Source organism: Methylobacterium sp. WSM2598 (genome assembly GCF_000379105.1).
GTDB lineage: Bacteria > Pseudomonadota > Alphaproteobacteria > Rhizobiales > Beijerinckiaceae > Methylobacterium.
In genome coordinates this window covers 4,749,228-4,774,465 of the sequence record NZ_KB900609.1, presented here as the reverse complement: position 1 = coordinate 4,774,465, position 25,238 = coordinate 4,749,228, and the positions used below count along the sequence as shown (strand labels likewise).

25 protein-coding genes are annotated in these 25,238 nt (G+C 74.5%); 16 read left to right on the top strand and 9 right to left on the bottom strand.

The window, feature by feature from the left end; genetic code table 11:
- The first annotated feature begins 154 nt into the window (after positions 1-154).
- Positions 155-1,468, top strand: coding sequence for an MFS transporter (locus tag MET2598_RS0122540; RefSeq protein WP_018262442.1), 1,314 nt, complete (start codon positions 155-157; stop codon positions 1,466-1,468).
- Entirely contained in the window at positions 1,461-2,348 is an 888-nt protein-coding gene (locus MET2598_RS0122535) for an amidohydrolase family protein (protein ID WP_018262441.1), read from the top strand. The genes MET2598_RS0122540 and MET2598_RS0122535 overlap by 8 nt, the downstream gene beginning before the upstream one ends.
- On the opposite strand, the gene MET2598_RS43455 is transcribed toward MET2598_RS0122535, so the two are convergent.
- From MET2598_RS43455 to MET2598_RS0122500, 7 genes are all read right to left on the bottom strand, one after another.
- Positions 2,332-2,460, bottom strand: a complete 129-nt coding sequence (locus MET2598_RS43455) for a hypothetical protein (RefSeq protein WP_012330980.1) — start codon at positions 2,458-2,460, stop codon at positions 2,332-2,334. The two genes, MET2598_RS0122535 and MET2598_RS43455, sit on opposite strands and share 17 nt — an antisense overlap.
- Positions 2,461-2,550: 90 nt before the next feature.
- On the bottom strand, positions 2,551-3,267 hold the full coding sequence (gene dnaQ, locus MET2598_RS0122525) for a DNA polymerase III subunit epsilon (RefSeq protein ID WP_012330981.1): 717 nt from the start codon (positions 3,265-3,267) through the stop codon (positions 2,551-2,553).
- 116 nt (positions 3,268-3,383) lie between these two features.
- The gene (gene coaE / locus MET2598_RS0122520) at positions 3,384-3,998 is read right to left on the bottom strand and encodes a dephospho-CoA kinase (RefSeq protein WP_018262440.1); all 615 of its coding nucleotides are present in this window, start codon (positions 3,996-3,998) and stop codon (positions 3,384-3,386) included.
- Complete coding sequence (locus tag MET2598_RS0122515) at positions 3,995-4,858, bottom strand: shikimate dehydrogenase (RefSeq protein ID WP_018262439.1); 864 nt, start codon at positions 4,856-4,858, stop codon at positions 3,995-3,997. Before MET2598_RS0122515 ends, coaE begins: the two co-directional genes overlap by 4 nt.
- A gap of 101 nt (positions 4,859-4,959) precedes the next feature.
- On the bottom strand, positions 4,960-5,592 hold the full coding sequence (locus tag MET2598_RS0122510; protein ID WP_018262438.1) for a Maf family protein: 633 nt from the start codon (positions 5,590-5,592) through the stop codon (positions 4,960-4,962).
- Positions 5,593-5,722: 130 nt separating this feature from the next.
- Positions 5,723-5,998 (bottom strand): hypothetical protein, encoded by a 276-nt coding sequence (locus MET2598_RS0122505; RefSeq protein WP_012330985.1) that lies wholly within the window; start codon positions 5,996-5,998, stop codon positions 5,723-5,725.
- 139 nt (positions 5,999-6,137) lie between these two features.
- Positions 6,138-6,968: a pyruvate, water dikinase regulatory protein gene (locus tag MET2598_RS0122500; protein ID WP_018262437.1), complete on the bottom strand. Its 831-nt coding sequence runs from the start codon at positions 6,966-6,968 to the stop codon at positions 6,138-6,140.
- A 515-nt stretch (positions 6,969-7,483) separates the two neighbouring features.
- Here MET2598_RS0122500 and hemE point away from each other — a divergent pair.
- From hemE to MET2598_RS0122475, 5 genes are all read left to right on the top strand, one after another.
- Entirely contained in the window at positions 7,484-8,557 is a 1,074-nt protein-coding gene (gene hemE, locus MET2598_RS0122495; protein ID WP_012330987.1) for a uroporphyrinogen decarboxylase, read from the top strand.
- A 113-nt stretch (positions 8,558-8,670) separates the two neighbouring features.
- On the top strand, positions 8,671-9,096 hold the full coding sequence (gene hemJ, locus MET2598_RS0122490; RefSeq protein ID WP_018262436.1) for a protoporphyrinogen oxidase HemJ: 426 nt from the start codon (positions 8,671-8,673) through the stop codon (positions 9,094-9,096).
- Between the two features lie 13 nt (positions 9,097-9,109).
- Complete coding sequence (locus MET2598_RS0122485) at positions 9,110-9,967, top strand: alpha/beta fold hydrolase (protein ID WP_012330989.1); 858 nt, start codon at positions 9,110-9,112, stop codon at positions 9,965-9,967.
- A 365-nt stretch (positions 9,968-10,332) separates the two neighbouring features.
- Positions 10,333-11,445: a bifunctional DNA-binding transcriptional regulator/O6-methylguanine-DNA methyltransferase Ada gene (ada, locus tag MET2598_RS0122480; RefSeq protein WP_018262435.1), complete on the top strand. Its 1,113-nt coding sequence runs from the start codon at positions 10,333-10,335 to the stop codon at positions 11,443-11,445.
- The gene (locus MET2598_RS0122475; RefSeq protein WP_012330991.1) at positions 11,442-12,146 is read left to right on the top strand and encodes a 2OG-Fe(II) oxygenase; all 705 of its coding nucleotides are present in this window, start codon (positions 11,442-11,444) and stop codon (positions 12,144-12,146) included. The genes ada and MET2598_RS0122475 overlap by 4 nt, the downstream gene beginning before the upstream one ends.
- A gap of 2 nt (positions 12,147-12,148) precedes the next feature.
- Here the strand turns inward: MET2598_RS0122475 and MET2598_RS0122470 are convergent, their stop codons facing one another.
- Entirely contained in the window at positions 12,149-12,616 is a 468-nt protein-coding gene (locus tag MET2598_RS0122470) for a hypothetical protein (RefSeq protein ID WP_036270495.1), read from the bottom strand.
- Between the two features lie 155 nt (positions 12,617-12,771).
- Here MET2598_RS0122470 and MET2598_RS0122465 point away from each other — a divergent pair, with 155 nt between their 5' ends.
- From MET2598_RS0122465 to MET2598_RS0122420, 9 genes are all read left to right on the top strand, one after another.
- The gene (locus tag MET2598_RS0122465; protein WP_018262433.1) at positions 12,772-13,155 is read left to right on the top strand and encodes a hypothetical protein; all 384 of its coding nucleotides are present in this window, start codon (positions 12,772-12,774) and stop codon (positions 13,153-13,155) included.
- 6 nt (positions 13,156-13,161) lie between these two features.
- On the top strand, positions 13,162-15,594 hold the full coding sequence (locus tag MET2598_RS0122460) for a PBP1A family penicillin-binding protein (protein ID WP_012330994.1): 2,433 nt from the start codon (positions 13,162-13,164) through the stop codon (positions 15,592-15,594).
- Between the two features lie 67 nt (positions 15,595-15,661).
- Positions 15,662-16,549, top strand: a complete 888-nt coding sequence (locus MET2598_RS0122455) for an MBL fold metallo-hydrolase (protein ID WP_018262432.1) — start codon at positions 15,662-15,664, stop codon at positions 16,547-16,549.
- 173 nt (positions 16,550-16,722) lie between these two features.
- Positions 16,723-17,754 (top strand): ABC transporter substrate-binding protein, encoded by a 1,032-nt coding sequence (locus MET2598_RS0122450; RefSeq protein ID WP_018262431.1) that lies wholly within the window; start codon positions 16,723-16,725, stop codon positions 17,752-17,754.
- 233 nt (positions 17,755-17,987) lie between these two features.
- Entirely contained in the window at positions 17,988-18,260 is a 273-nt protein-coding gene (locus MET2598_RS0122445) for a DUF2312 domain-containing protein (protein ID WP_012330997.1), read from the top strand.
- Positions 18,261-18,528: 268 nt separating this feature from the next.
- Positions 18,529-18,714: a hypothetical protein gene (locus tag MET2598_RS0122440; protein ID WP_018262430.1), complete on the top strand. Its 186-nt coding sequence runs from the start codon at positions 18,529-18,531 to the stop codon at positions 18,712-18,714.
- Between the two features lie 335 nt (positions 18,715-19,049).
- Positions 19,050-19,904, top strand: a complete 855-nt coding sequence (locus MET2598_RS0122435; RefSeq protein ID WP_018262429.1) for a 2-keto-4-pentenoate hydratase — start codon at positions 19,050-19,052, stop codon at positions 19,902-19,904.
- A gap of 20 nt (positions 19,905-19,924) precedes the next feature.
- Complete coding sequence (locus tag MET2598_RS0122430; RefSeq protein WP_018262428.1) at positions 19,925-20,443, top strand: GNAT family N-acetyltransferase; 519 nt, start codon at positions 19,925-19,927, stop codon at positions 20,441-20,443.
- Positions 20,444-20,791: 348 nt separating this feature from the next.
- Positions 20,792-21,688: an ABC transporter substrate-binding protein gene (locus tag MET2598_RS0122420; protein ID WP_018262426.1), complete on the top strand. Its 897-nt coding sequence runs from the start codon at positions 20,792-20,794 to the stop codon at positions 21,686-21,688.
- 99 nt (positions 21,689-21,787) lie between these two features.
- On the opposite strand, the gene MET2598_RS0122415 is transcribed toward MET2598_RS0122420, so the two are convergent.
- Entirely contained in the window at positions 21,788-25,033 is a 3,246-nt protein-coding gene (locus MET2598_RS0122415) for a PAS domain S-box protein (protein ID WP_018262425.1), read from the bottom strand.
- Between the last annotated feature and the right edge of the window lie 205 nt (positions 25,034-25,238).

The following is a 25,238-nucleotide window of genomic DNA, read 5'->3' as shown; positions in this document are numbered from 1 at the left end:
CGGGATTGCCTGACGGCGCGGCAGGGGGGCTAGAGCACGGGACGGCGGGGCGCGCAGCGGTCCCGCCCCGGAAAGCCGTCGGACGCGACGGGAGGCGGGCGCCGCTCTCACCGCCGGCGATCGGCCCGGATCGAACCAAGTCGAGGAACGCCCGATGAGTTCGACGCAGACGCGTGCCCCCGCGGGCGAGCCCGACGCCCTCAATGTGCCGGTGGAGGATGCCAGCCTCGCGGCGTTCTACCGGGACATGACCGTGCCGGAGCGCCGCACCTTCTGGGCCTGCGCGTCGGGCTGGGCGCTCGACGGCATGGACTTCATGATCTACCCCCTCGTCATCGGCACCATCATCAAGCTGTGGGGCGTCGATGCCGGCACGGCGGGGCTCGCCGCCACCGTGACGCTGCTCGCCTCGGCGCTGGGGGGCTGGCTCGCCGGCTACCTCGCCGACCGGATCGGCCGGGTCCTGACGCTGCAGATCACCATCCTGTGGTTCTCGGTCTTCTCGCTCGTCTGCGCCGTCACGCAGGACTTCACGCAGCTGCTCGTCGCGCGCGCCCTCCTCGGCCTCGGCTTCGGCGGCGAGTGGGCGGCGGGCGCCGTGCTGATGGGCGAGACGATCCGGGCGCAGTATCGCGGCCGGGCCGTCGGCTCCGTGCAGTCGGGCTGGGCGGTCGGCTGGGGCCTCGCCGTGCTGGCCCAGGCGGTGCTGTTCTCCGCGCTGCCGCCGGAGACGGCGTGGCGCTGGATGTTCGTGATCGGCGCGGCGCCGGCCCTGCTGGTCTTCTACCTGCGGGCCTACGTGCAGGAGCCGCAGGTCGCGGCCGAGACGCGGGCGCGGGCCGCGGCGGCGGGCGACCGCCCCTCCCTCTGGGAAATCTTCTCGGGACCGATGCTGCGCACCACGCTGCTCGCCTCCCTGATGGCGGCGGGCTGCCAGGGCGGCTACTACGCGATCACCACCTGGCTGCCGCGCTTCCTCACCACGGAGCGCCACCTCTCGATCGTCTCCTCGACGGGCTACCTCGCGGCGCTGATCGTCGGTTCCTTCGCGGGCTACCTCGTGGGGGCGTGGCTCGCCGACCGGCTCGGGCGCCGGCCCCTCTTCCTGATCTTCTCGCTCGGCGCCATCGCGGTGATCCTGGCCTACACCCAGCTGCCGCTCTCGAACGCCGTGCTGTGGGTGCTGGGCTTCCCCCTCGGCTTCTTCGCCTCGGGCTACTTTTCGGGGATGGGGGCCTTCCTGACCGAGCTCTACCCGACGCGGCTGCGCGGGTCGGGCCAGGGCTTCTGCTACAATTTCGGCCGCGGCATCGGGGCCCTGTTCCCGGCCCTCGTCGGCTACCTCTCGGCCGGGATGTCCCTCGCCTCGGCGATCGCGATCTTCGCCGCCGCGGCCTACGGGGTGTTCTTCCTGGCGGCCTTCGCGCTGCCCGAGACGCGCGGGAAGGTGCTGCACGCCGATGCCTGAGATCCGCGACTGCCCCGGCCCCGACCCGCATCCCCGCGCGGCCCGCCGCTTCGCGGTGCCGGCCGGCGCGACGGACACCCACGCCCACGTGATCGGGCTGCCCCCCGCCTACCCCTTCGTGGCCGCCCGCAGCTACACGCCGCCCACCGCGACCCCGCAGGCCTACCTCGCCATGCTGGACGCCACCGGCATGACCTACGGCGTGCTGGTGCAGGTGAGCGTCCACGGCACCGACAACCGGCTGATGGTCGAGACCCTGCGCGCCCATCCGGGCCGGCTGCGCGGCATCGCGGTGATCCCCCTCGGCCTGCCCGATCGCGACCTCGCGGCCCTCAAGGAGGCGGGCGTGGTGGGCCTGCGCCTCAACGTCCTGTACGGCGGCGGCATCGGCTTCGATCAGGTCGAGGCCTACGGGGCGCTCGCCCGCGAGATGGGATGGCACCTGCAATTCCTGATCGACGCCCGCCAGCTGCCGCCGCTCGCCGACCGGCTGTCGCGGCTGCCGGTGCCCTTCTGCGTCGACCATATGGGGCACATGCCGACGGGCTGCGGCACGCAGGATCCGGGCTTCCGGACCCTCGTGGGGCTGGTGCGGGACGGGGCCTTCGTGAAGCTCTCGGGGGCCTACCGGATGAGCGCGCAGCCCCTGCCCTATTCCGACACGGTGCCCTTCGCCCGCGCCCTGATGGCGGCGGCGCCCGAGCGCTGCGTCTGGGGCTCGGACTGGCCGCACGTGGCGCAGTGGGATCCGATGCCGAATGTCGGCGACCTCCTCGACCTCCTGGCCGAGTGGGTGCCGGACGAGGCCGCCCGCCACCGCGTCCTGGTGGAGAACCCGGCCCGGCTCTACGGCTTCCCGGCCGTCAGCCCCGGGGGCTGAAGCCCATCGCGTAGATCACCAGGGCGACCGCGATCACCAGCAGGACGAGCCCGAACAGGGCCGGGCGCACCCGATTGGTGGTTCTCTCGGGCTTGTCGCTGGGCAGGGCCATCGGCTCGCGTCTCTCTCCGGGGTCTCGACCCCGGCCCAACGTCCCGCCCGGGCGCGGGTTCGCGCCCCGGCCAAAATACCCACCCTGAGTTTATCCGGCGGTGTCCTCGCCGATGTAGTCGCGCCAGATCGCGCCGCCGCCGAGGCCGGCCGTGAAGGCGGCGTGGGCCTCGCGCTCGGCCTGCGTCAGGCGGCTGCGCACGGCGCGGGGCACGTGGGCGGCGGGTCCGCCCAGGGTCGCCACCCGGACGGTGCTCGCCACGTCGAGCGTCAGGCCGAGGCTGGTCTGCTTGCCGCCGAGGAGCTCGATGTAGACTTCGGCCAGGATCTGGGCGTCGAGGAGCGCCCCGTGCTTGGTGCGGCGGGAATTGTCGATCCCGTAGCGGGCGCACAGCGCGTCGAGATTGTTGGCGGCGTTCGGATGCTTGCGCCGGGCGAGCGCCAGGGTGTCGACCACGCCCGCGAGGTCGATGGCCGGCGGGGCCGCGTCGCCGAGGCGGGCGTACTCGGCGTTGAGGAAGCCGACGTCGAAGGCGGCGTTGTGGATGACGAAGGTGGCGTCGCCGCAGAAATCGAGGAAGGCCGGCAGGATCGCGGCGAAGGGCGGCTTGTCGGCCAGGAACGCGTCCGCGAGGCCGTGCACCGCGAGCGCGCCCTGCGAGACCGGGCGCTGCGGGTTGATGTAGCGGTGGAATTCCCGTCCGGTCGGAATGTGGTTGAGGAGCTCGATGCCGCCGATCTCGACGAGGCGGTCGGTCTTCGCGTCGGTCCCGGTGGTCTCGGTGTCGAGGACGATCTCGCGCAGCATGCCGGCTCCCCGTGGTGGTCCGCTCCGGATAACCGGAAATCCTTTCCCCGGCCCTGCGCCCGATGCCCGTCCGCCGAGGCCTCGGCCGCGTTCGCCGCAGGGGTCGCCGGTTCGGCTCAAGGCCGCCGCGCGAGGGCCCCGGCCCGCACCGCCGCGATCAGCGCGTCGACCTGGGCCTGCGCGCGCGGGAAGCCCTCGCCGGTCTCGATGAGGGCGTCGGCGCGCCGCCGCTTCTCGGCATCCGGCATCTGCTTGCCCAGGATCGCCGCGAAGGTCGCCTCGGTCATGCCGGGGCGGGCCAGGACGCGGGCGCGCTGCACCTCGGCCGGTGCGGTCACCACCGCGACCGCGTCGCAGCGCGCCTCGCCCCCGGTCTCGAAGAGCAGCGGCACGTCGAGGACGACGAGGTCCGCCCCCGCATGGGCGGCCAGGAAGGCGGCCTCCGCCTCGCGGACCAGCGGGTGGACGAGGCGCTCCAGCCGCCCCAGGCGGTCGGGGCGGTCGAGCACCGCGGCGCGCAGGCGCGCGCGGTCGACCGCGCCGTCCGCCGCCAGCGTGCCGGGAAAGGCCTCGCCGATCCGCGCCGCCGCCTCGCCGCCCGGCCCGTAGAGGGCGTGCACGCAGGCATCCGCGTCGTGGACCGGGACGCCGCGGGCGCGGAACATCGCCGCCGTGGCGCTCTTGCCCATGCCGATCGAGCCGGTCAGGCCGAGGATGAAGGGCCGGGTCACCGGCGCCCCTCGAGATCCGCCACGACGAGGGCCCGCAGCTCCGGGGTGACGTGCGGCGTCACCCCGAACCAGCGCGCGAAGCCCGGCACCGCCTGGTGCAGCAGCATGCCGAGCCCGTCGACCGCGCGCAGCCCCCGCGCCCGCGCGGCGGCGAGGAGCGGGGTTTCCAGCGGCACGTAGACGATGTCGGCGACCGCCGCTTCCGGCGGCAGGCCCGACAGGTCGAGGTCGAGGGCGCCCGCCCCCGCCATGCCGAGCGAGGTGGTGTTGACGAGGAGCCCCGTCCCGCCCGTCAGCGCCGGGAGATGCGCCCAGGCGACCGCCTCGATCCGGGCCGGGTCGAGGGCGCGCAGGGCCTCGGCGCGCGCGGCCGTGCGGTTGGCGACGCGCAGATGCGGCAGGCCGCGCTCCAGGAGCCCGACCAGGATGGCGCGGGCCGCGCCCCCGGCCCCGAGCACCAGGACGGCCCGGCCCGCGTCGGTCCCGGTGGTCCGCGGCCAATCCGCGCCGAGGCTCGCGTCGAGATGGGCGAGGAAGCCCGGCGCGTCGGTGTTGTCCCCGTGCAGCCGGCCCGCGGCGTCGAGGCTCAGGGTGTTGACGGCCCCGATGCGCTCGGCCCGCGGGGTCAGCAGAGCGGCGCCCCGGAAGGCCGCCTCCTTGTGCGGGATGGTCACGTTGCCCCCGACGAAGCCCCGCTCCGGGAAGTCCCGCAGGAAGGCCGGGAAGGCCTCGGGCGCCACGTCGACCCGCTCGTAGCGTCCGGGGAGGCCGTGCGCCGCGAGCCAGTGGCCGTGGATCAGGGGGGAGCGGGAATGGGCGATCGGGTGGCCGACCACGAAGGCCTTCGGCAGGGAGGTCATGGGAGGGAGGTCATGGGAGGGGGGTCATGGGAGGGGGGTCATGGGAGGGGGGTCATGGGAGGGAGGTCATGGGAGGGAGGTCATGGGAGGGAGGTCATGGGTCAGAAGCTCAGGAGACCCCGCGCCCGCAGGCGCGCGAGGAGGGGCAGGAGCGGCAGGCCGAGGATGGTCGCGTGGTCGCCCTCGATCCGCTCGAACAGGTGGATGCCGAGCCCTTCGAGCTGGTAGGCGCCCACGCTCGCGGCGACGGCCGGCCCGGCGGCCGCCAGGTAGGCGTCGATCGCCGCCCCGTCGAGCGGGCGCAGGGTCAGGCGGGCGCTCACCACGAAGCGCTCCGCCACAGCCCCGTCGAGGGCGAGCGCCACGGCGGAATGGAGCGCGTGGCTGCGGCCCTGCAGCGCCGCGAGATGGGCCCGCGCCGCCCCGAGATCGGCCGGCTTGTGGAGGAGCGTGCCGTCGAGATCGAGCACCTGGTCGGCCCCGACCACCGCCCGCCCGGGCGCGTCCCGGGCGACAGCGGCGCATTTCGCCTCCGCCAGGGCGAGGGCGAGGTCGGCGGGCGGCAGGCCGCCGCAGGCCGCCTCGACGGCGCGCTCGTCGATGCCGGACGCGCGCGTCTCGACCGGCAGCCCGGCGGCTTCGAGGAGGGCGCGGCGGGTCGCGCTGGCCGAGGCGAGGAGGAGCGGGGCCGAGCCCCGCCAGGGCGAGAGCGCCGGGGCGGGCGGGGCGGTCATGGGCCGGAACCGGAGAGAACCATGCGGCACTCTCTGCCGGTTCCGGACGAAACCGCAAGCGCCCGGGCCCCGCGTCGCGCAGCGCAGCGGCCGCCGGTTCGGGGGCGACCGCGCGGCGCACCCGCCCTGGTCAGGCCGCCAGCGTGAGCCGGCCGCCGGCGTCGCGCCGGAGGGCCTCCGCCAGGGCGGCGCGGGCGGCCTCCACGTCGGCCTCCCGCCGGGTCGCCTGCGCGAGGAGGAGGCGCTTGTGCACGTCGAGCCAGTGGATGCCCGAGCGCACCACCGGAAGGCGCTCGCGCTCCACGAAGCGGCGCGCCTCCTCGACGGTGGCGAGGTCGAGGACCGGACCCGAGGCGGGCACGACGCGCAGGCCCGGCGCGAACGGGAGGGGAGGAAGGGAGGTCATCGGCGAGCGCCCCTTGCGGTGGAGAGCCGCGATTGATGGCCCCGAAGATGGCCGCGCGAAGGCACCTTGGCCGTGAGGCCAAGGCACCTTGGCCGTGAGGCCGAGGCACCTTGGCCGAGGCCCTTCGGCCGCCGCGGCGCTACTCGGCGATGAACCTGAGCCGGTGCTCCCGGTGCAACTCGACGATGGCGGCGGCCGTCTCCTCGATCGAGCGGCGGGTCACGTCGATCACCGGCCAGCGGTGCTTGGCGAAGAGCCGGCGCGAGGCCGCCACCTCGTTCGCGACCGCCTCGCGGTCGACATAGGCGGTGGAATCGTCGGCCTTGAGGCTGAGCAGCCGGTTCTGCCGGATCTGGACGATCCGCTCGGGCGAGGCGAGGAGGCCGACGACCAGGGGCTTGCGCGCCGCCTCCAGGCCCGGCGGCAGGGGCACGCCGGGCACGAGCGGAATGTTGGCGGTCTTCAGGCCGCGATTGGCGAGGTAGATCGAGGTCGGCGTCTTCGAGGAGCGGCTGACGCCGAGCAGGATCACGTCCGCCTCGTCGAGGTCGAGCGGCAGGTTGCCGTCGTCGTGCGCGAGCGTGAAGTTCATCGCGTCGATGCGCTTGAAGTACTCGGCGTTCAGCATGTGCTGGGCGCCGGGCCGCGCCGTCGAATGCGCCCCGAGATAGGATTGCAGCAGGCCGTGCACCGGCTGGAGCACGGAGAGGTAGGGCGAGCTCGTGGCCCGGCAGGCCTCCTCCAGGCGCTCGGTGAGGTCCTGGCCGACCAGCGTGTAGAGCACGATCCCCGGCGCCTGCTCGATCTCGTTGATCACCCGCTCGAGCTGCGCGGCGGAGCGCACCAGGGGATAGACGTGCTCGATGGCCGAGACGCCCTCGTACTGGGCGGCGGCGGCGCGCCCGACATTGATCAGGGTCTCACCGGTGGAGTCGGAGACGAGATGGAGATGGAAGTAGCTGCGGACCACGATCGCTCCCCGGGGCCGACGTCCCGCCGCGTGTTCGTCCACATTCGGCCTTCAGGGAGTCGATCAGTGTGGATAATCCGGCCGATCAGCCAGGTCCAGGCGAGGAGGCGCGCGGTTTGTCGACTCCGCCGTCAACAGGCGCGCGGCGGCGCTGAGGCAGGACGGGCCGCGTGGGAGAATCCGGGACGCGCCCGGCGATTCCGCGCCGCTCCCCCGGGCAAGCTCCTCGCGAGCCTCGCGATCCCTGAAACCTAGAGCCAATCCGTTAAAGGCCTCTTAACGGCGCCGCGGTGGGGATGGGGTGTGGACGCCGCGCACCCCCCGGGATTCGGGGGTCCAGAAGAAGAATCAGACTCAAGAGTCTTTCTTTCCTTCTTTTTTTCTCGTCCGAGAGGGTCGCGCCGGGACCGGCTTGCGGAGGGCCGGCGGGCGGGCGACGACGCGTCGGGCTGGTATCCTGGCCGCTCTCCGGTCATAGGGGGAAGCCGAGGGGCTTTGGGGGAGGCGCGGGGGAGATGGGCGAGAGCGAGCGCGAGGCGCGGCCGGTCCTGCGGGTTCTGAGCGGCGAGAGCCTGTCCCCTCCTCCGGCCTGGATGATGCGGCAGGCGGGCCGCTACCTGCCGGAATACCGGGAGCTGCGGGCGAAGGCCGGCTCGTTCCTCGACCTCTGCTACACGCCGGATTTCGCCACCGAGGTCACGCTGCAGCCGATCCGCCGCTTCGGCTTCGAGGCGGCGATCCTGTTCTCCGACATCCTGGTGGTGCCCCACGCCCTCGGCCAGGGCGTGCGCTTCGTCGAGGGCGAGGGGCCGCGCCTCGACGCGCTCGAGGACCCGGCGGCGTTCGGGACCCTGCGCGGGGCCGGCGACGCGCGGGTGATGGACCACCTCGCCCCGGTCTTCGAGACGGTGAGCCGCCTGCGCGCGGCGCTGCCCCGCGAGACCACCCTGCTCGGCTTCTGCGGCGCGCCCTGGACGGTGGCGAGCTACATGATCGGCGGGCGCGGCACCCCCGACCTCGCCCCGGCCCGCGCCCTGGCGGCCCGGGATCCGGCGCTCCTCGACGGGCTGATCGAGCGGCTCGTCGCGGTCTCGACCGAGTACCTCGCCCGCCAGATCGAGGCGGGGGCGGACGCCGTGCAGATCTTCGAGAGCCACGGCGGCACCCTGCCGGGGATGCCGGAGGGCGAGGCCGGCGACGCGCTCACCCGCTGGAGCCTCGGGCCGATCGCCCGGATCGTCGCCGGCCTGCGGGCGCGGGTGCCGGGGGCGCGCGTCATCGTCTTCCCGCGCGGCACCGGCCTCGACGGCCATGCCCGGACGCTCGCCGCGACCGGCGCCGACGCGGTCGGGGTCGACTGGGACGTGGACCTCGCCGCCCTGCGCGGGCGGCTGCCGGGGCGCGCCGTCACCCAGGGCAACCTGCATCCCCACACGCTGATCGCGGGCGGGGCGGCGCTCGACGCGGCGGTCGACGCGATCCTCGCCGCGACCGCGGGCCTGCCCCACATCTTCAATCTCGGCCACGGCATCACGCCGGAGACGCCGATCGCCCATGTCGAGCGCATGCTCGCGCGGCTGCGGCGCTGAGCAGGATGGCGCGTTTCGATTCTGCTTGGATCGGTGGGCCGCATCGTTGCCGGCGCCGCACCGGCCACCGCTTCGGCGCGTGATCCCTGGATCTCTGTCCTGCCGGGAGACCGATGCTCTATCTCTGGATCAAGGCCGCGCACGTCGTCGCGCTGATCGCCTGGATGGCCGCCATGCTCTACCTGCCGCGGCTCTTCGTCTACCACGCGGGCCTGCCGGCGGGCTCGCCGCAGGGCGAGACCTTCAAGGTGATGGAGCGGCGCCTCGCCAAGGCGATCATGACTCCGGCCATGATCGCGACCTGGGTGCTCGGCCTGACCCTCGCCTGGATGAGCGGCGCCTACGCGCAGGGCTGGCTCCAGGCCAAGTTCGCGCTGGTGCTCGCGATGAGCGGCCTGCACGGCTGGTTCGCGCGCATGGTCAAGGACTTCGCGGCCGACCGGAACACCCGGGCGCCGACCTTCTACCGGGTGGTCAACGAGGTGCCGACGCTGCTGATGATCGGTATCGTGATCCTGGCGATCGTGAAGCCGTTCTGAGGAGGGCGACCGCATGGAGACGCGCCGTCTCACCCTGACGCTGCCGGACCGCACCGTCTCGGTCGGCTGCGACGTGATCGGCTCCGGCCCGGACGCCCTGCTGCTGCCGGCCCTGTCCTCGATCGCGACCCGGGAGGAGATGCGGCCCCTGGCCGAGCGCCTCTCCGGCCGCTTCCGCTGCCTGATCCCCGACTGGCCGGGCTTCGGCGCCGAGCCGCGGGCGCGGCTGCCGCTCTCGCCGGCCGCGCTGCACGGCGTGCTCGACGCGCTGCTCGCCGCCCTTCCGGGCCCCTTCGCGATCGGGGTCGCGGCGGGCCACGCGGCGCCCTACCTCGCGGCCGCGGCGCGGCGCCATCCCGGCCGCTTCGCGCGGCTCGTCCTGGTGGCGCCGACCTGGCGCGGCCCGCTCCCCACCGCCATGGGACCGGAGCGGCGCCCGCTCTACGCCCGCCTGCGCCGGGCCGTCGAGGCGCCGGTTCTCGGCCACCTCCTCTACCGGGTGAACCTGAGCACGCCGGTCGTCGCCCGGATGATGCGCGCCCACGTCTACGCGGACCCGGCCCGGGTCACGCCGGCGGTGCTGGCCGCCAAGCGGCGGGTGACGCACCAGCCCGGCGCCCGCTTCGGGACGGCCGCCTTCGTCACCGGCGCCCTCGACCCTGCGGCGACCCGCGAGGAATTCCTGAGCTTGTTCGGCCCAGGCCTGCCGCCCGTGCGCGTGCTGAGGCCGGAGGCCGCGCCGCGGCGCTCCGGCGCCGAGATGGACGCGCTGCTGGCGACGGGCCTCGTCGCCCGGGCGACCGTCCCGGGAGCGCTCGCCCCGCACGAGGAGCACCCGGAGGCGGTGGCGGCCGCCATCCTGGCCCCCTGATCCGCTGTCCGGACGATCACGTCCGGAATGCGGATAACAAGCCCGCGCGGCGCTTGAGCGAAGCCGACATCCGCATGGCGAAGCAATCCGTCGGATGTCGTATGACAAGCCCGCGCGGCGCTTGAGCGAAGCCGACATCCGCATGGCCGAAAGGGGAGATGGCGAAGCAATCCCTCGGATGTCGGATGCCCCGTCCGAGGCCGGGCGCGGGGCGGACGAATTCGGGCGCAAGCGCCGGGATGCGGGCCGGGGCGGGTCCGCGCCAGAGTGGCGGCATCGCGGCGGGCGGGCGCGGATCGTCCGCCGCCGCCCGCAGGACCATCCCCATGAGCGTCCCCCATGAGCGTCCCCATGAGCGTCTCCCCATGACCCTCCCCGACCTCGATCCGATGCGCGCGCGCCCGGCGGGCGATCCGCGCTACGCGGCGCTCGTCCGGCGCGATGCCGCCGCGGACGGCACCTTCGTGTACGCCGTGCGCACCACGGGCGTGTATTGCCGGCCGAGCTGCCCGGCCCGCACGCCGCGCCCCGAGAACGTCGCCTTCTACGCCAGCGGCCGGGAGGCCGCGGGGGCGGGCTTCCGGCCCTGCCGGCGCTGCCGGCCGGACGAGGCGGCCCCCGCCGCGCGCCAGGCCGAGGCCGTCGCCCGGGCCTGCCGGATGATCGACGAGGCCGAGACCCCGCCCTCCCTCGACGCGCTCGCCCGCGCGGCGGGCCAGAGCCCATTCCACTTCCACCGGGTCTTCAAGCGGGTGACGGGCGTCACGCCGAGGGCCTACGCGGCCGCGCGCCGCAGCGCGCGGCTCACCGAGGGGCTCCTGCGCGAGGCCGACAGCGTCACGGCGGCCATCTTCGAGGCGGGCTACGCCGCGTCGAGCCGCTTCTACGCCGCCGCCCCCTCCCGCCTCGGCATGACGCCCACGGCCTATCGCCGGGGCGGCGAGGGCGCGACGATCCGCTTCGCCGTCGGCCCCTGCTCGCTCGGCAGCGTGCTGGTGGCGGCGACCGGCAAGGGCCTCTGCGCGATCCTGCTCGGGGACGATCCGGAGGCGCTGGTGCGGGATCTCCAGAACCGCTTCCCGAAGGCCGACCTCATCGGCGGCGATCCCGGCTTCGAGGCGCTGGTGGCGCAGGTCGTCGGCCTCGTCGAGGCGCCGGAAGCGGGCCGCGTCGACCTGCCGCTTGACATCATCGGCACCGCCTTCCAGCAGCGGGTCTGGCAGGCGCTGCGGGCGATCCCCGCGGGCGAGACCGCCACCTACACGCAGATCGCCCGCGCGATCGGCGAGCCCAGGGCCGTGCGGGCGGTCGCGCAGGCCTGCGGGGCGAACCCGCTCGCGGTGGCGATCCCCTGCCACCGGGTGGTGCGCCACGACGGCGCGCTCTCAGGCTACCGCTGGGGCGTCGAGCGCAAGCGCACCCTCCTGGCCCGCGAAGCGGGCCCCCGCGAGCCGACCGCGCCGGAGGGCGAGCGGTGAGCCCGGACGCCGTCGGGGCCCTCGACTGGCCGCGCATCGCGGCGGATCTCGACGCCCACGGCTGCGCCGCCGCGGGCCGCCTCCTCGATGGGCCGACCTGCGCGCGGCTGCGGGCGCTCTACGACGACGAGGCTCCTTTCCGCAGCCGGATCGTGATGGCCCGTCACGGCTTCGGCCGGGGCGAGTACAAGTACTTCGCCTATCCGCTCCCCGAGCCCCTCGCCGCCCTGCGCGGTGCGCTCTACTCCCGCCTCGCGCCGCTCGCCAACCGGTGGAGCGCGACGCTGGGCTCGGCCCTGCGCTACCCGCCGGACCACGCCGCCTTCCTCGACCAGTGCCGCGCCGCCGGGCAGACCCGCCCGACGCCGCTCCTGCTGCGCTACGGCCCGGGCGACTACAATTGCCTGCACCAGGACCTCTACGGCCCACAGATCTTCCCGCTCCAGGTCGCGATCCTGCTCTCGGTCCCGGGGCGGGACTTCACGGGCGGCGAGTTCGTGCTGACCGAGCAGCGGCCGCGCATGCAGTCGCGGGCCGAGGTGGTGCCCCTCGCGCAGGGCGAGGCGGTGATCTTCGCGGTCCATCACCGCCCGGTGCAGGGCGGCCGCGGGGCCTACCGGGTCGCCCTCCGGCACGGGGTGAGCCGGGTGCGCACCGGCGAGCGCTGCGCGACCGGCCTCATCTTCCACGACGCGGCGTGACCTCAGCGCCGCTTCGGGGCGGGCGGCGGGGGCGCGGCCGGCTGCTCGTCCCCGCCGCCGAGCGAGGCCTTGATCGCGAAGGCGACCAGGGGACCGGCCACGTCCACGATCTCGGCCTTGGTCAGGCCGGCCTTGGGATCGTAGGTGCCGACCATCATCACGACCTTGCCGTCGTTCGTGGCGAGGTCGGGCGCGTTCGGCCCCTCGCCCGCGACGGCGAGCGCCCGGCCGGAGATCTCCGCGCCCTTCGGGTCGTTGGTGAAGAGAACCGTGAGCTTGCCGTCCTTGGGCACGCCGACGTAGCAGATCTCCTTCTCACTCCGGCAGGGGAAGAGCAGGCCCGCCGAGGCGTCGGGCGGCGGGGCCGCCTCCTTCGGCGGCGGGGGCGGCGCCTTCGGCTTCGGCTGGGCCGCCGCCGGCGCGGCGAGGGCGACGAGGACGGTCACGGCAAGGAACGGGCGAAAGCTCACGATCGGTCTCCTCCCTGGCGCGCCCGAGACTGCCGCGAAACCCGCCGCCGTCAAGGCGCGGTCGCCCGCGCCGGTCAGAGCGCGCGCGCGTCGGAACGCAATCGCGAGCTTGGCGTTGTGGACGCGTCCGTCATTCCCGCGACCCGGAGGTGTGCGTGCGCGCCCGTCACCTGATGCTGGCCTTCGGCCTCCTCGTGGCCCTGTGCGGCTGGGCGAGCGCCTCGCCGCTCATTCCCCGGGCCGCCGTGACCGTGGCCCTCGACCAGCCCTCGACCGTCGAGACGGTGCGCTGGCGCCGCCACCGCCACTGGCGGCATCACCGGCACTGGCGCCGCCACCATTATCACCGGCGGCACTGGCACCATCGCCGCCACTGGCATCATCGGCGGCATTGGCACCACCGGCGCCACTGGCACCATCGGCGGCATTGGCATCATCGGGCGCACGGGCACCACCGGCGCCTCCACGGCCGCGCCCTGCATTTCAGCCGCCCGGCCGGCCATTCCTGGATCGAGCCGCGCCAGGCGGCGGGCCGCTGAGCCGCGATGCCGGAGGGGCCGCGGGGAGCGCCCGGGCGGGGGCGCGACTGGCTCGACCTCGGCGCCGCCCCGGCTCCCGACGCGCCCGCGGGCGGCACGGGGCCCGCGCCGCGCGCGAGGACCGGGAGGATCCGCGCCGCCTTGTCCCGCCTGCGCGAGCGCCTCGCGGGGATCCGGGGGCGGGCCGCCCGCGCCGCCTCGCATCCGGCGGCGCGCCGGGCCGCGGCGGGTGCGACGGCGGGTTTCCGGGCGGCTTGGCACCCGCTCCGGCGCGCCGCCGCCCGCGTGCCGTGGCTGCGCGTGCTCGCCGGCAGCCTCGCCCTCGGCCTCGCCCTCCTCGGCGTCATCCTGGTCTACGCGCTGGCGACGCTGCCGGTGAATGGCGGCCTCGTGGTCGAGCCGACCGCCTCGGCCCTGGTGGTGCGCGCCGAGGGCGGCGAGGCCTTCGCGACCCGCGGCGTCATCAAGGGGGCCAAGCTCGCGCCGCGCGACGTGCCGCAGGTGCTGGCCCAGGCCATCGTGGCGATCGAGGACCGGCGCTTCTTCACGCATCGGGGCGTCGACCTGCGCGGGCTCCTCCGGGCGGCCCTGCGCAACGCGGCCGCGGGCGGCACCCGCGAGGGCGGCAGCACCCTGACCCAGCAGCTCGTGCGGATGAGCTACCTGTCGCAGGACCGCACCCTGAAGCGCAAGGTGCAGGAGGCGATCCTGGCCCTCTGGCTCGAATCGCAGCTGCCCAAGGACGAGATCCTCACCCGCTACCTCAACACCGCCTATTTCGGGGCCGGCGTCTACGGGGCCGACGCGGCCTCCCAGCGCTACTTCGGCAAATCCGCCCGCGAGCTGACCCTGAGCGAGGCCGCCATGCTGGCCGGCCTCGTGCGCGCGCCCTCGCAGCTCGCCCCCCACCGCAACCTCGACGGCGCCCGCGGCCGGGCCGCCCAGGTGCTGGAGGCGATGGTCGAGACCGGGGCGATCACGCCCGAGCAGGCGGAGGAGGCCCGCCGGCACCCGGCGACCGTGCAGGTGCCGACCGAGACGCCGGTGGGCACGAACTACTTCGTCGACATGGTGGCGGACCAGGCCAAGGCCCTGATCGGAGCCGGCCCGGCCGACGCCGCGCTGCGCACCACCCTCGACCTCACCCTGCAGAACATCGCCGAGAGCGTGCTCGCCCGCCACCTCGACGAGGCGGGCGAGCGCCGCAAGGTCTCGCAGGGGGCGATCCTGGCGATGAGCCCGGACGGGGCGATCCTCGCCCTGGTGGGCGGGCGCGACTACGCCGAGAGCCAGTTCAACCGGGTGACGCAGGCCCGGCGCCAGCCCGGCTCCCTGTTCAAGCTCTTCGTCTACCTGACGGCCCTGAAGAACGGCTACCGGCCCGATTCGGTGATGGTCGACCGCCCGACCCAGATCGGCGAGTGGGAGCCGGAGAATTACGGCGGACGCTACCGCGGCGCGGTCACGCTGCGCACGGCCTTCGCCCACTCGATCAACACGGTGGCGGTGCAGCTCGCCGAGGCGGTCGGGATCCCGGCGGTGATCGAGACCGCGCGGGGGCTCGGCATCCAGTCCGACCTGCCGAACCTGCCGAGCCTCGCGCTCGGCTCCGCCGAGACCACGCTCCTCGACCTCACCCGCGCCTACGCGGCGCTCGCCGCCGGCGCCGAGAGCGTCGAGCCCTACGCCATCCGGCAGATCGCGGCCCGCGACCAGGTGCTCTACACCCGCCCGGCCGCCGCGCCGACCCCCGCCCGCGACCAGGCCGCCCGGGCCGGGATGCTCGACCTCCTCGCCGCCGTGGTGCGGGAGGGGACCGGCAAGGGCGCCCGCGTCGCCGTGCCCGCGGGCGGCAAGACCGGGACCACCCAGGACAATCGCGACGCGTGGTTCATCGGCTTCACTCAGGACATCGTGGTCGGGGTCTGGCTCGGCAACGACGACAACGCGCCGATGGCGGGGGTGACGGGCGGCGACATGCCGGCGGCGATCTGGCGCGACTTCGTCACCCAGGCCATCGCGGTGCGCGGCCGCGCCGCCAAGGCCCGGGCGCCCAAGCCCGAGCGGCCGCAGGCCCGGCCCGAGGCGGCGGCGGCCGATCCCGACGCGGAGGCGCGGCCGGAGCGCGGCCTCCTGCGCGGCACGCCCTCGGTCGTCGATACCGGCACCCTCGACCTCGGCGGCCAGACCGTGCGGCTCCTCGGCGTGGAGGGATTGTCCGGCCGCAACGCCCGCGAGCTCGGCCGCTACCTGCGCCGCCGCGACGTGTCCTGCACGCCCGCGGAGGCCGGCGCCTACCGCTGCAGCCTCGACGGGCAGGATCTCTCGGAGCTGGTCCTGTTCAACGGCGGCGGCCGGGCCGGCGCCGACGCGACGCCGGACCTGCTCGCCGCCGAGGAGCAGGCGCGCTCGAACCGGATCGGCATCTGGCGGCGGTAGCCCATCCCCGCCGGAACACATACTCCTAGGGAGCATTGAACCGGGTCCCTTCTGGCGAGGTCCCGGCATGGCGCAGCAGATCCCGATCTCCCCCGAGGCGCGAGCCGACGGGCCGGCCGGTCCGGACGGCACCCACGCCATCGCCCCGGACGTCGCCTACCAGCGCCACACCCTGGTCAACGTGGTCTATCTCGGCCCGCCCGGCGCGGGCGACCGCGGCTGGGTGCTGGTCGACGCGGGCATCCCGGGCTCGCGCGGCACCATCGAGAAGACCGCCGCGGCCCGGTTCGGCGCGGGGGCGCGGCCGGCCGCGATCCTGATGACCCACGGCCACTTCGACCATGTCGGGGCGCTGGAGGATCTGGCGGAGGCCTGGGACGCGCCCGTCTACGCGCATGGGCTGGAGACGCCCTATCTCGACGGCAGCGCCGCCTATCCGCCGCCGGATCCACGGGTGGGCGGCGGGCTGTTCGCGCTGATCTCGCCGCTCTTCCCGACCAAGCCCGTGGATGTCGGCGCGCGCCTCCGCCTGCTGCCGGAGGACGGCAGCGTCCCGCCCCTGCCGGGCTGGCGCTGGCTGCACACGCCGGGCCACTCGCCGGGCCACGTCTCGTTCTGGCGCCCGGACGACCGCATGCTGGTGGCGGGGGACGCCTTCGTGACCACCGCCCAGGAATCGATCTACGCCGTCGCCGTGCAGGAAACCGAGCTGCACGGGCCGCCCCGCTACCTGACGATCGACTGGGAGGCGGCGCGGGCCTCGGTCGAGGCCCTGGCGCGGCTGCGGCCCGAGACCGCCGTCACCGGCCACGGCCGTCCGCTCAAGGGCTCGGCCCTGCGCGAGGGGCTCGACGCGCTGGTGCGCGACTTCGCCATCGTGGCGGTGCCGCGCGACGGGCGCTACGTCGCCGAGCCGGCGCGGGCCGCGGACGGGTCGGCCTACCGACCGACCTGACGGGTGCGGTGCGGGCCCCGGGCGGGGCCGCGACAACGCGCAGTCCCGGTCGCGGCGGCCCGGCCGGGGCGGCCGAGGCGGGACGATGTCCCGGCGGCGGTCCGAGCGGCTTCGCGGCGCCATCCCCGGCGGGTATGCTGCGTCCCGGTGAGCGACATCCGGGGAGGCGCCCCATGCCAGGGCCGTTCGCGCCGGCGATCCCGGCCGCGGCGCGCGCGCCCGTGAGGCGGGCGATCCGGCGGCGCGACCTGATCCCGCTCTGCGCCGCGGCGGCGTGGCCCCTCGGCGCGCGCGCGGAGCGCGGTCCGCGCCGGATCGGAATCCTCGTCACGGGGTCGCCGGACTCGCACGGCGCCTTCGTGGCGGCGTTCCGGCGGCGGCTGGCGGAACTCGGCCACGCCGAGGGACGGGACGTCGCCTTCGACCTGCGCTGGAGCGAAGGCCGGATCGAGCGCCTGGGGCCCCTCGCGGAGGATCTCGCGCAGCTCGCCCCGGACCTCGTGGTGACCTCGACGACCGCCGCGGCCCTGGCCGCCAAGCGCGTCATGCCGGAGCGCCCGATCGTGTCCGCGACCCTGATCGACCCGATCGGCGCCGGGCTGGTGACCAGCCTCGCCCGCCCGGGCGGCACCGTCACGGGCATGCTGATCAGCTTCGAGACCCTCCTCGGCAAGCAGCTCGAAGTGGCCCGCGAGATGCTGCCGGGCGTCACGCGGATCGGGATGCTGGTCAACCCGGCCAATCCGGTGATCCCGTTCCAGCGCGAGAACACGCAGGCCTATGCGGACCGGCTGCGGGCGCGGCTGATCCCGGTCGAGGCCCGCTCCCCGGCGGACCTCGATGCCGCCTTCGCGACCTTCGCGCGGGACTCCGCCGGCTTCGTGATCGTGCTGCTGGACGCGCTGTTCATCACCCACCGCGCGCGGATCGCCGAACTCGCCCTCGCGTCGCGCGTCCCGACCGTCGCGGGCGCGCGCGAGTTGGCGGAGGCGGGCGGCCTCGTGAGCTACGGGATCGACCTGAGCGCGACCTGGCGCCAGGCGGCCGCCTTCGCGGACCGCGTCCTGCGCGGCGCCAGGCCGGGGGACCTGCCTGTCGAGCTTCCGACCAAGTACGAACTCGTGCTCAATCTCGGGGCCGCTTCGCGCTTCGGGATCACGGTCTCGACCATGCTGCTCGCCCGCGCCGACACGGTCATCGAGTGATCCGGGATCCGCTTGATCGAAGCGAATCCCGGCTCACGAGCCTGCGCGGCGCCTGAGCGCGGCGCCTGAGCGAAGCCGACATCCGCATGGCCGAAATGGAAGATGGCGAAGCCATCAACCGGATGGCGTACGAGGCCGCGGCGCCGGCTGCATCCCGCGACCGGCGGTCGCCGTTAACGCCTCGCTTACTGCGATCCCCGACGCTGCCGGGCGACCCCACCGGAGGAGAACCCATGGGCGACACGGCCGGCATTCCGGGCGACCGCATCCGCACCATCATCGAGCGGATCGAGAAGCTCGAAGAGGAGATCAAGGACCTCAACGAGGCCAAGAAGGAGGTCTTCCTGGAGGCCAAGAGCGATGGCCTCGACGTGAAGATCCTCAAGGAGATCATCAAGCTGCGCAAACAGGACCAGGACGAGCGCGACGAGCACGAGACGCTGCTCGACGTCTACCTGCGGGCCATGGACGCGCCCGCGCCGGTTCCGAGCGCGCGGGCGGCCTGAGCCCCCGTGGAGGCCCCGCCGGGCGGGGCCTCCTCACGCGCGGCGGGCCCCGTCCGGTCCGGCACCGCGTGCGGGCGGCCGCGTCCGGTCGGGGGCACGCGGACGGTCCGAGCCGCGCCCCCTCCCCGCATCGCCGACGGTCCGGGCGAACCCGCCGGCTGCGTCGGCGAACGCGGCGACGGCCCGCAGATCTCCGCGTCGCCCATGATTTTTCCCGCCGACGCGATTACCATCGCGGGCGACACCGCTCCGGGACCGGAGAAGCTCCATGGTCAAGCCCTCGGTTGCGAAGGAACTGCCCTCTCGCGAGGCTGGGCAGTCCCACGATGCGCAAGAGCATCAGAAGTCTGAGATGAACGACGCCGAGCTCGAGCATGTCTCTGCCGGTGCGTACGAATTCTACGTTCAAACTGAAGGTGTAAAGCAGGGCAAGGCGAAAGAGGGCGTAAAGTAGGAATTCATCATCGCGAGGATCGCGTCCGCTGGACGGCCAAGATCGTTCGTCGGTATTCTTGCTTTTCCAAGGGAGTGGTGCCGCCGCGCCGTGTCGTCCGTCGGCGGGAGCCGGATGGGGGCGTGCCGCTCCTCCCGGGCCACCGCGAGGTCGTGAGCGGCCCGATCATCCGCTCGGCCTGCGGGCCGTGCGCATCGTGCCGGGCCTCCGCCGGTTCCGCCCTGCCCGGGCGCAAGGCTGATCCCCGGCGAAGGGCCGCCGCCGAGCCGCGCGAGGGTGGCCACGGTCGGCGAGGTCTGCGAGAGACGCGTCGGACCTCGTGAAGGAGTCGAGCTGTGAGCGGAAGCGAACGAGCCCCGGCCGAGGACCGCGAGGCGCCCTCGCCCGACGCGGTGGCGCGCGCGGTGCTGGCCGCCCTGGACGAGCGGCGGCAGATCGCGCCCCTCGGCGCGGAGGGCCACGGCCTGCGGCTCGACGAGGCGTACCGGGTGACCGCGTCCGTGCGCCGGATCCGCGAGTCGCGCGGCGAGCGCGCGGTCGGGCGCAAGATCGGCTTCACCAACACCACGATCTGGGACGAGTACGGCGTCCGCGCGCCGATCTGGGGCTACGTCTACGACACGACCCTGCACCGCCCGGAGGGGCGGGCGGGCACCTTCTCCCTGGCGCGGACCGTCGAGCCGCGCATCGAGCCCGAGATCGTCCTCGGCCTCGCGCGCGCGCCGGAGCCGGACATGGACGAGGCGGCCCTCCTCGGCTGCCTGGATTTCGTCGCGCACGGTTTCGAGGTCGTGCAGTCGCTGTTTCCCGGCTGGCGCTTCACCGCCGCCGACACGGTCGCGGCCTTCGGCCTGCACGGCGCCCTGCTGATGGGGCCGCCGGCCGCGGTCACCCCGGCGAACGCCGCCGCGTGGGGCGCGTCCCTCGCGGGCTTCCGGATCACGCTCCTGCGCGACGGCGCCGAGGCGGATCGGGGCCGGGCCGAGAACGTGCTCGGCGGCGGACCCCTGGCGGCCCTGCGCCACCTCGTCCGGGTGCTGGCCGAGGATCCGGAGAGCCCGCCGCTCGCCGCCGGCGAGGTGGTCACCACCGGCACCCTGACGCGGGCGCTGCCGGTCGCCCCGGGCGAGACCTGGAGCACCCGGCTCGACGGCCTGCCGCTGGCGGGCGTCACGGTCGCCTTCGCGTGAGCGATCCGGCCGGAGACGCGATGCGGTGGCGCCCGATGCGGGCCGACGACCTCCCGGCCGTGCACCGGATCGGGAACGAGGTCTATCCGCCCCCGCTCCACGAGAGCCTGGAGGCGGTGCGCTCCCGCCTCGCCTTCGGGGCGGACTTCTCCTTCGTCCTCGCCGCCGGGGCGCAGGTGCGGGGCTACCTCGCCGGCCATCCCTGGGACGAGTCGATCCCGCCGCTGAACCGGGTGCTGGCGCCCCCGGCGCGGGGCAGCCGGGCCTTCCTGCACGACCTCGCCCTGCTTCCCGCCGCGCGGGGGAGCGGCGCGGCGCGGGAGGGGGTCGCCCGCTTCCTCGCCCGCGCCCGGCGCCACAGCGGCCGCGCCGCGCTCGTCGCGGTGAACGCGAGCCTGCCCTTCTGGACGCGCCGGGGTTTTCGCGCGGCCGAGGCGGGCGCGGATCTCGCCGCCTATGGCGGGGACGCCGTCCTCATGACCTGGAAGGCTCATCACCTGCCAGATCACGACGTGGCAGGCTCACGACCTGCCAGGTGATGACCTGGCAGGTGATGACTTGGCAGGTGATGACTTGGCAGCTCATGCCTTGGCAGGCGCCGGAGCGCTTGGCCGCGGATCCTCCGCGCTCCGTCCGACGGTGAGCGATCACCGGCTCGAAGCCGGCGCAAGATCTGATAAGGTGCCGATCCAGCATCGAGCTTCCTCGGGCGTTCCGGGATGGCGACGTCACGGCCTTGCAATCAGGGTCCGCGCTCCGGACCATCCTCCGGCCCGCCGCGATCCCCCGACGGCGCCGCTTGCCTGCCGCGGCGCGCGCTGCTCGGCGGCCTCGGGGCCGCGGCGTTCCTGCCGCGCCCGGCCCGCGCCCAGTCCTCCCCGATGCCGGTGGTCGGCTATCTCGGGCCCGAATCGCCCGGCCCCTATGCCAGCCGCCTCGCGGCGTTCCGCGAGGGCCTCGCCCGGGCGGGCTACGGCGAGGGCCGAAACCTCGCGATCGAGTTCCGCTGGGCCGAGGGCCAGTACGATCGGCTCTCCGCCCTCGCGCGGGACCTGGTCCAGCGCCGGATCGCCGTCCTGGCGGCACCGGGCGGCGCACCGATCGCGCTCGCGGCCAAGGAGGCGACCGCGACCGTCCCGATCGTCTTCGAGATGGGAGGCGATCCCGTGGCGCTCGGCGTCGTGGACGACCTCGCGCAGCCGCGCGGGAACATCACGGGCGTCTCCAGCCTGAGCGTCGAATTGTCCCGCAAGCGACTGGAATTCATGCACGAATGCCTGCCGCAGGCCGGTTCCTTCCCGGTGATCGTCAACCCGACCAGCCCCACCGTCCGCTCCCAGCTGGCCTCCCTGCACGACGCGGCGCAGCGCTTCGGCGTGCAGCTGCAGGTCTACGACGCCGATCGCGAGCGGGATTTTCCCGACCTGTTCGCGACCCTGTCCGCCCGGAAGGCGAGCGGCGTGGTCTTCACCTCGGATCCCTACTTCGCGAACCGCAGCCAGCCCCTCGCCGACCTGGCGTTGCGCCACGGCCTGCCGGCCATCACCCAGTCGCGGGACTTCGCGCTGGCGGGCGGCCTCATGAGCTACGGCGGCGACTTCATGCAGTCGCACCGTCAGGCGGGCTTCTATGTCGGGCGGATCCTCCGGGGCGAGCGGCCCGCCGACCTCCCCGTCCAGCTGGTCACCAAGGTCGAGCTGTTCGTCAATCTGAGGGCGGCCCACCGCCTCGGCGTGACCGTTCCGACGGCGCTGCTCAGCGGCGCCGACACGGTGATCGAGTGATCCGGGATCCGGTCGATCGAAGCGGATCCCGTCTCATCCGCTGTCCGCACGATCACGTCCGGTTTGGCATGAGCCGGGACGGGCCCCGGGGCCCGGGGCTCACGGCGGCGGCACCGGCCCCTCGTGCGGCGGGCGCGCCGTGACTTGGCGCAGGAGGCGCCCGAGCTGCTCGGCCGAGTAGGGCTTGTGCAGCAGCTTGAACCCGTGCTGGCCGTCCTGGGCGAGCACGTGGCTGTAGCCGGAGGCCAGCAGCACCGGGAGGTGCGGCAGCCGCTGCCGCAACTGCTGGGCGAGGGCGAGGCCGCCCATGCCCGGCATCACCACGTCCGAGAACACCACGTCGAAGCCCGACCCGTCCGGCCCGAGCCTGTCGAGCGCCTCCTCGGCATTCACCGCCCAGGTCGTCTCGTAGCCGAGATCCTCCAGGATCTGGGTCGCGAAGCTGCCGACCTCGACGTTGTCCTCCACCACGAGCACGCGCTGGCCCGTGCCGACCGGCGAGGCCGCCGCGGCGGCACCCGCGTCCCGCGCGCCGGGGGCCTGCGCGGCGACCTCGGGCAGGTAGAGCGTGAAGGTCGTGCCGCGGCCGAGCACGCTCGCCACGTCGACGTCGCCGCCCGACTGCTTGGCGAAGCCGAAGACCTGGGAGAGGCCGAGCCCCGTCCCCTTGCCGACCTCCTTCGTGGTGAAGAACGGCTCGAAGATGCGCTCCTGCACCTCCGGGGCGATGCCCGTCCCGGTGTCGGAGAGCGAGACGGCCGCGAAGGGCTGGGTGCTCCCGGCATGGCCGCGGATCGGCGGGAGCCTGCCCGCGCAGGTCAGCCGCAGGGTGAGCGTGCCCTCGCCCTCCATCGCGTCGCGGGCGTTGACGGCCATGTTCACGAGCGCGGTCTCGAATTGGCTGAGGTCCGCCCGCACGAAGCAGGGCGTCTCGGGGATCTCGGTCACGACGCGGATGCGCGCGCCGGTGACCGTCTCGAGCAGGTCCGCCACCGCCCGCAGCCGCTCGCCGAGGGAGAAGACCTGCGGGTCCAGCGTCTGCCGGCGCGCGAAGGCGAGGAGCTGGCTCGTCAGCTTGGCGGCGCGGTCGACCGTGTCGGAGACCGCGTCGAGGTAGCGGGCCTTGCGCGCCTCGGGCAGGTCCGGCCGGCGCAGGAAATCGACCGAGGAGCGGATGATGGTGAGCAGGTTGTTGAAGTCGTGCGCCACGCCCCCGGTGAGCTGCCCGACCGCCTCCATCTTCTGCGACTGGCGCAGCGCCTCCTCGGCCTTGAGCAGCTCCGCCGTGCGCTCGGCGACGCGGCTCTCCAGGGTCTCGTTCAGCTCGCGCAGGCCGGCCTCCGCGAGCTTGCGGTCGTGGATGTCGGTCGAGGTGCCGAACCACGTCGTCACGCGCCCGCTCGCGTCCCGCAGGGGCTCGGCCCGGGCCACGTACCAGCGGTAGGCCCCGTCGTGCCGGCGGTAGCGCAGCTCGACCTCGTAGGAGACGCCGCCGGCCCGCGCCTCGGCCCAGATCGCGGCGGTCTGCGCCTGATCGTCCGGGTGGACGGCCGCGATCCAGCCGTCGGGCAGCACCTCCTCGGGAGTCTGGCCCGTATACTCGCACCAGCGGCTGTTCATGAAGTGCAGCCGCCCGTCCGGGGCGGCGAACCAGACGAAGGCCGGCACGACGTCCGTCAGCGTCCGCAGCCGCGCCTCGGCCTCCCGGCGCTCGTCGATGTCGACGACCGAGCCGAAATAGCCGAGAAAGGTCCCGTCCGGGTCGAGGCGCGGCGAGGCCGAGTCGAGCGCCCAGCGGTAGCTGCCGTCATGGCGCCGCAGCCGGTACTCGACCCGGATCGGCTCCCGCCGCGCGTTGGCGGCCAGGAAGGCCTGCTCGGACCGGCCGCGGTCGTCCGGATGGACCGCGTCGAGCCAGCCGAGGCCGAGCCCCTCCTCCGGCGTCTGCCCGGTGAACTCGAACCAGCGGCGGTTCAGGTAGATGCAGGTGCCGGAGGCCTCGGTGATCCAGGTCATCACCGGCGCGTCGTCCGCCATGGTGCGGAAGCGCGCCTCGCTCTCGCGCAGGCGCGCCTCCGCCTCGTGGCGGAAGGTGACGTCGCTCGCGGTCCCGAACCACTCGATCACCTCGCCCGCCCCGTCGAGGAGCGGCACCGCGCGCGACAGCGTCCAGCCGATGCCGCCGTCGGCGCGCCGCACCCGGTGCTCCAGCGCGAACAGGCCGCGGCGCCGGATCGCATCCGCGATCGCCGCCTCGACCTCGGGCCGATCCTCCGGCTCCAGGTACAGGTCGCGCCAGCGCGGGCTCGGCTCCGCCATGTCGGCGAGGAAGCCGCGGCCGTCGAGCCGGCGCATCTCCTCCCAGTCCGGACTCATCCGGTAGACGGCGTCCGCGGTCGCGTCGACCAGGGCGCGCAGGCGCCCCTCGCTCATGCGCAGGTTGGCCTCGGCGCCGACGCGCTCGATATGGGCCCAGCAGCGCTCGGTCACCTCGCTGATGAGCGCGAGCTCGGCCTGCGACCAGCGGTGCGGGGCGGCGTGGTGGATGGCCATCAGCGCGGTGAGCCGCCCGCGCTTGACCAGCGGCATGCAGATGGTCGCGGCGATGCCGATGTCCTGGAAGGTCTTCGCCTCGCGCGGCGCGATCTCGGCGAGGGTGTCGTTGATGATGAGCGGCCGGCCCGCATTGAGTTCCCGGACCGCGAGCGCGCCGAAATCCGCGAGGCGGTAATGCCCCAGGATGGAGGGCGAGCCCGGGGCGTGCCAGTTGCCGCGGATGGTGAAGCCGTCGCCGTCCGGGTCCATGTCCGCGTAGGCGCAGTTGGACAGGCCCAGATGCTCGCCGACGAGCCGCGTGGTGACGGCCAGCACCGCGTCGGCGTCGCGGGCCTCCGCGGTCGCCTGGGCGAGGCGGTCGAGGAAGCGGAAGCGGCTCTCGCTCCCGGCCACCCGGCGCTCGCCGAGCACGCGCGCGGTGCCGAGCACGCGCGCGGTGATGTCCAGCACGGTGGCGAGCACGCCGAGGGGCGCGCCGTCCTCGCCGAGGAGCGGGGTGTAGTCCAGGTCCATCCAGACCGTCTCGGGCCGGCCGCTCCGCCGCAATTCGAATTCCCGGGCCCGGAAGCTGAGGGCGCGGCCGGCGCGCCCGCTCTCGATCACGCGGGCGTTGAAGGCGCGGGCCTCCGGCCAGACCTCCAGCAGCCGGCCGCCCAGCGCCTGCGGGTGGCGCGGTCCGCAGACCTCAGCGTAGCCCTGGTTGTAGACGAGGATGCCCTCGGGACCCCAGATCGCCACCATCGGGACCGGCGAGAGCAGCAGCGTCTGGACGACGGTGCGCACCGGCATGGGCCACTCGGCCATGGCGCCGAGCGGCGTGGCGGCCCAGTCGTGCCGCCGGACGAGGTCCCCGAGAGGGCCGCCCCCGACCGGGGACCACGCGGACGCTGAACCTGCCTGTGTCATCAACTCATGGGTGAAAGCCGCTGTCCCGGGCGCTTGTCGGGGCGCGGGCGGTTCCCGTCAACGGCCGCCCGGGAGGGCCCAGGGTCGC

What these genes read in the sequence shown, in the direction of transcription:
- MET2598_RS0122515 (WP_018262439.1), bottom strand. Translation starts at nt 4,858, where the DNA reads ATGACCTCCCTGCCGAAGGCCTTCGTGGTCGGCCACCCGATCGCCCAT.
- MET2598_RS0122440 (WP_018262430.1), top strand. Translation starts at nt 18,529, where the DNA reads ATGGTCAAGCCCTCGGTTGCGAAGGAACTGCCCTCTCGCGAGGCTGGG.
- ada (WP_018262435.1), top strand. Translation starts at nt 10,333, where the DNA reads ATGACCCTCCCCGACCTCGATCCGATGCGCGCGCGCCCGGCGGGCGAT.
- MET2598_RS0122445 (WP_012330997.1), top strand. Translation starts at nt 17,988, where the DNA reads ATGGGCGACACGGCCGGCATTCCGGGCGACCGCATCCGCACCATCATC.
- MET2598_RS0122485 (WP_012330989.1), top strand. Translation starts at nt 9,110, where the DNA reads ATGGAGACGCGCCGTCTCACCCTGACGCTGCCGGACCGCACCGTCTCG.
- hemE (WP_012330987.1), top strand. Translation starts at nt 7,484, where the DNA reads ATGGGCGAGAGCGAGCGCGAGGCGCGGCCGGTCCTGCGGGTTCTGAGC.
- MET2598_RS0122455 (WP_018262432.1), top strand. Translation starts at nt 15,662, where the DNA reads ATGGCGCAGCAGATCCCGATCTCCCCCGAGGCGCGAGCCGACGGGCCG.
- MET2598_RS0122460 (WP_012330994.1), top strand. Translation starts at nt 13,162, where the DNA reads ATGCCGGAGGGGCCGCGGGGAGCGCCCGGGCGGGGGCGCGACTGGCTC.
- hemJ (WP_018262436.1), top strand. Translation starts at nt 8,671, where the DNA reads ATGCTCTATCTCTGGATCAAGGCCGCGCACGTCGTCGCGCTGATCGCC.
- MET2598_RS0122540 (WP_018262442.1), top strand. Translation starts at nt 155, where the DNA reads ATGAGTTCGACGCAGACGCGTGCCCCCGCGGGCGAGCCCGACGCCCTC.
- MET2598_RS43455 (WP_012330980.1), bottom strand. Translation starts at nt 2,460, where the DNA reads ATGGCCCTGCCCAGCGACAAGCCCGAGAGAACCACCAATCGGGTGCGC.
- MET2598_RS0122450 (WP_018262431.1), top strand. Translation starts at nt 16,723, where the DNA reads ATGCCAGGGCCGTTCGCGCCGGCGATCCCGGCCGCGGCGCGCGCGCCC.
- MET2598_RS0122510 (WP_018262438.1), bottom strand. Translation starts at nt 5,592, where the DNA reads ATGACCGCCCCGCCCGCCCCGGCGCTCTCGCCCTGGCGGGGCTCGGCC.
- MET2598_RS0122505 (WP_012330985.1), bottom strand. Translation starts at nt 5,998, where the DNA reads ATGACCTCCCTTCCTCCCCTCCCGTTCGCGCCGGGCCTGCGCGTCGTG.
- dnaQ (WP_012330981.1), bottom strand. Translation starts at nt 3,267, where the DNA reads ATGCTGCGCGAGATCGTCCTCGACACCGAGACCACCGGGACCGACGCG.
- MET2598_RS0122415 (WP_018262425.1), bottom strand. Translation starts at nt 25,033, where the DNA reads ATGCCGGTGCGCACCGTCGTCCAGACGCTGCTGCTCTCGCCGGTCCCG.
- MET2598_RS0122430 (WP_018262428.1), top strand. Translation starts at nt 19,925, where the DNA reads ATGCGGTGGCGCCCGATGCGGGCCGACGACCTCCCGGCCGTGCACCGG.
- MET2598_RS0122535 (WP_018262441.1), top strand. Translation starts at nt 1,461, where the DNA reads ATGCCTGAGATCCGCGACTGCCCCGGCCCCGACCCGCATCCCCGCGCG.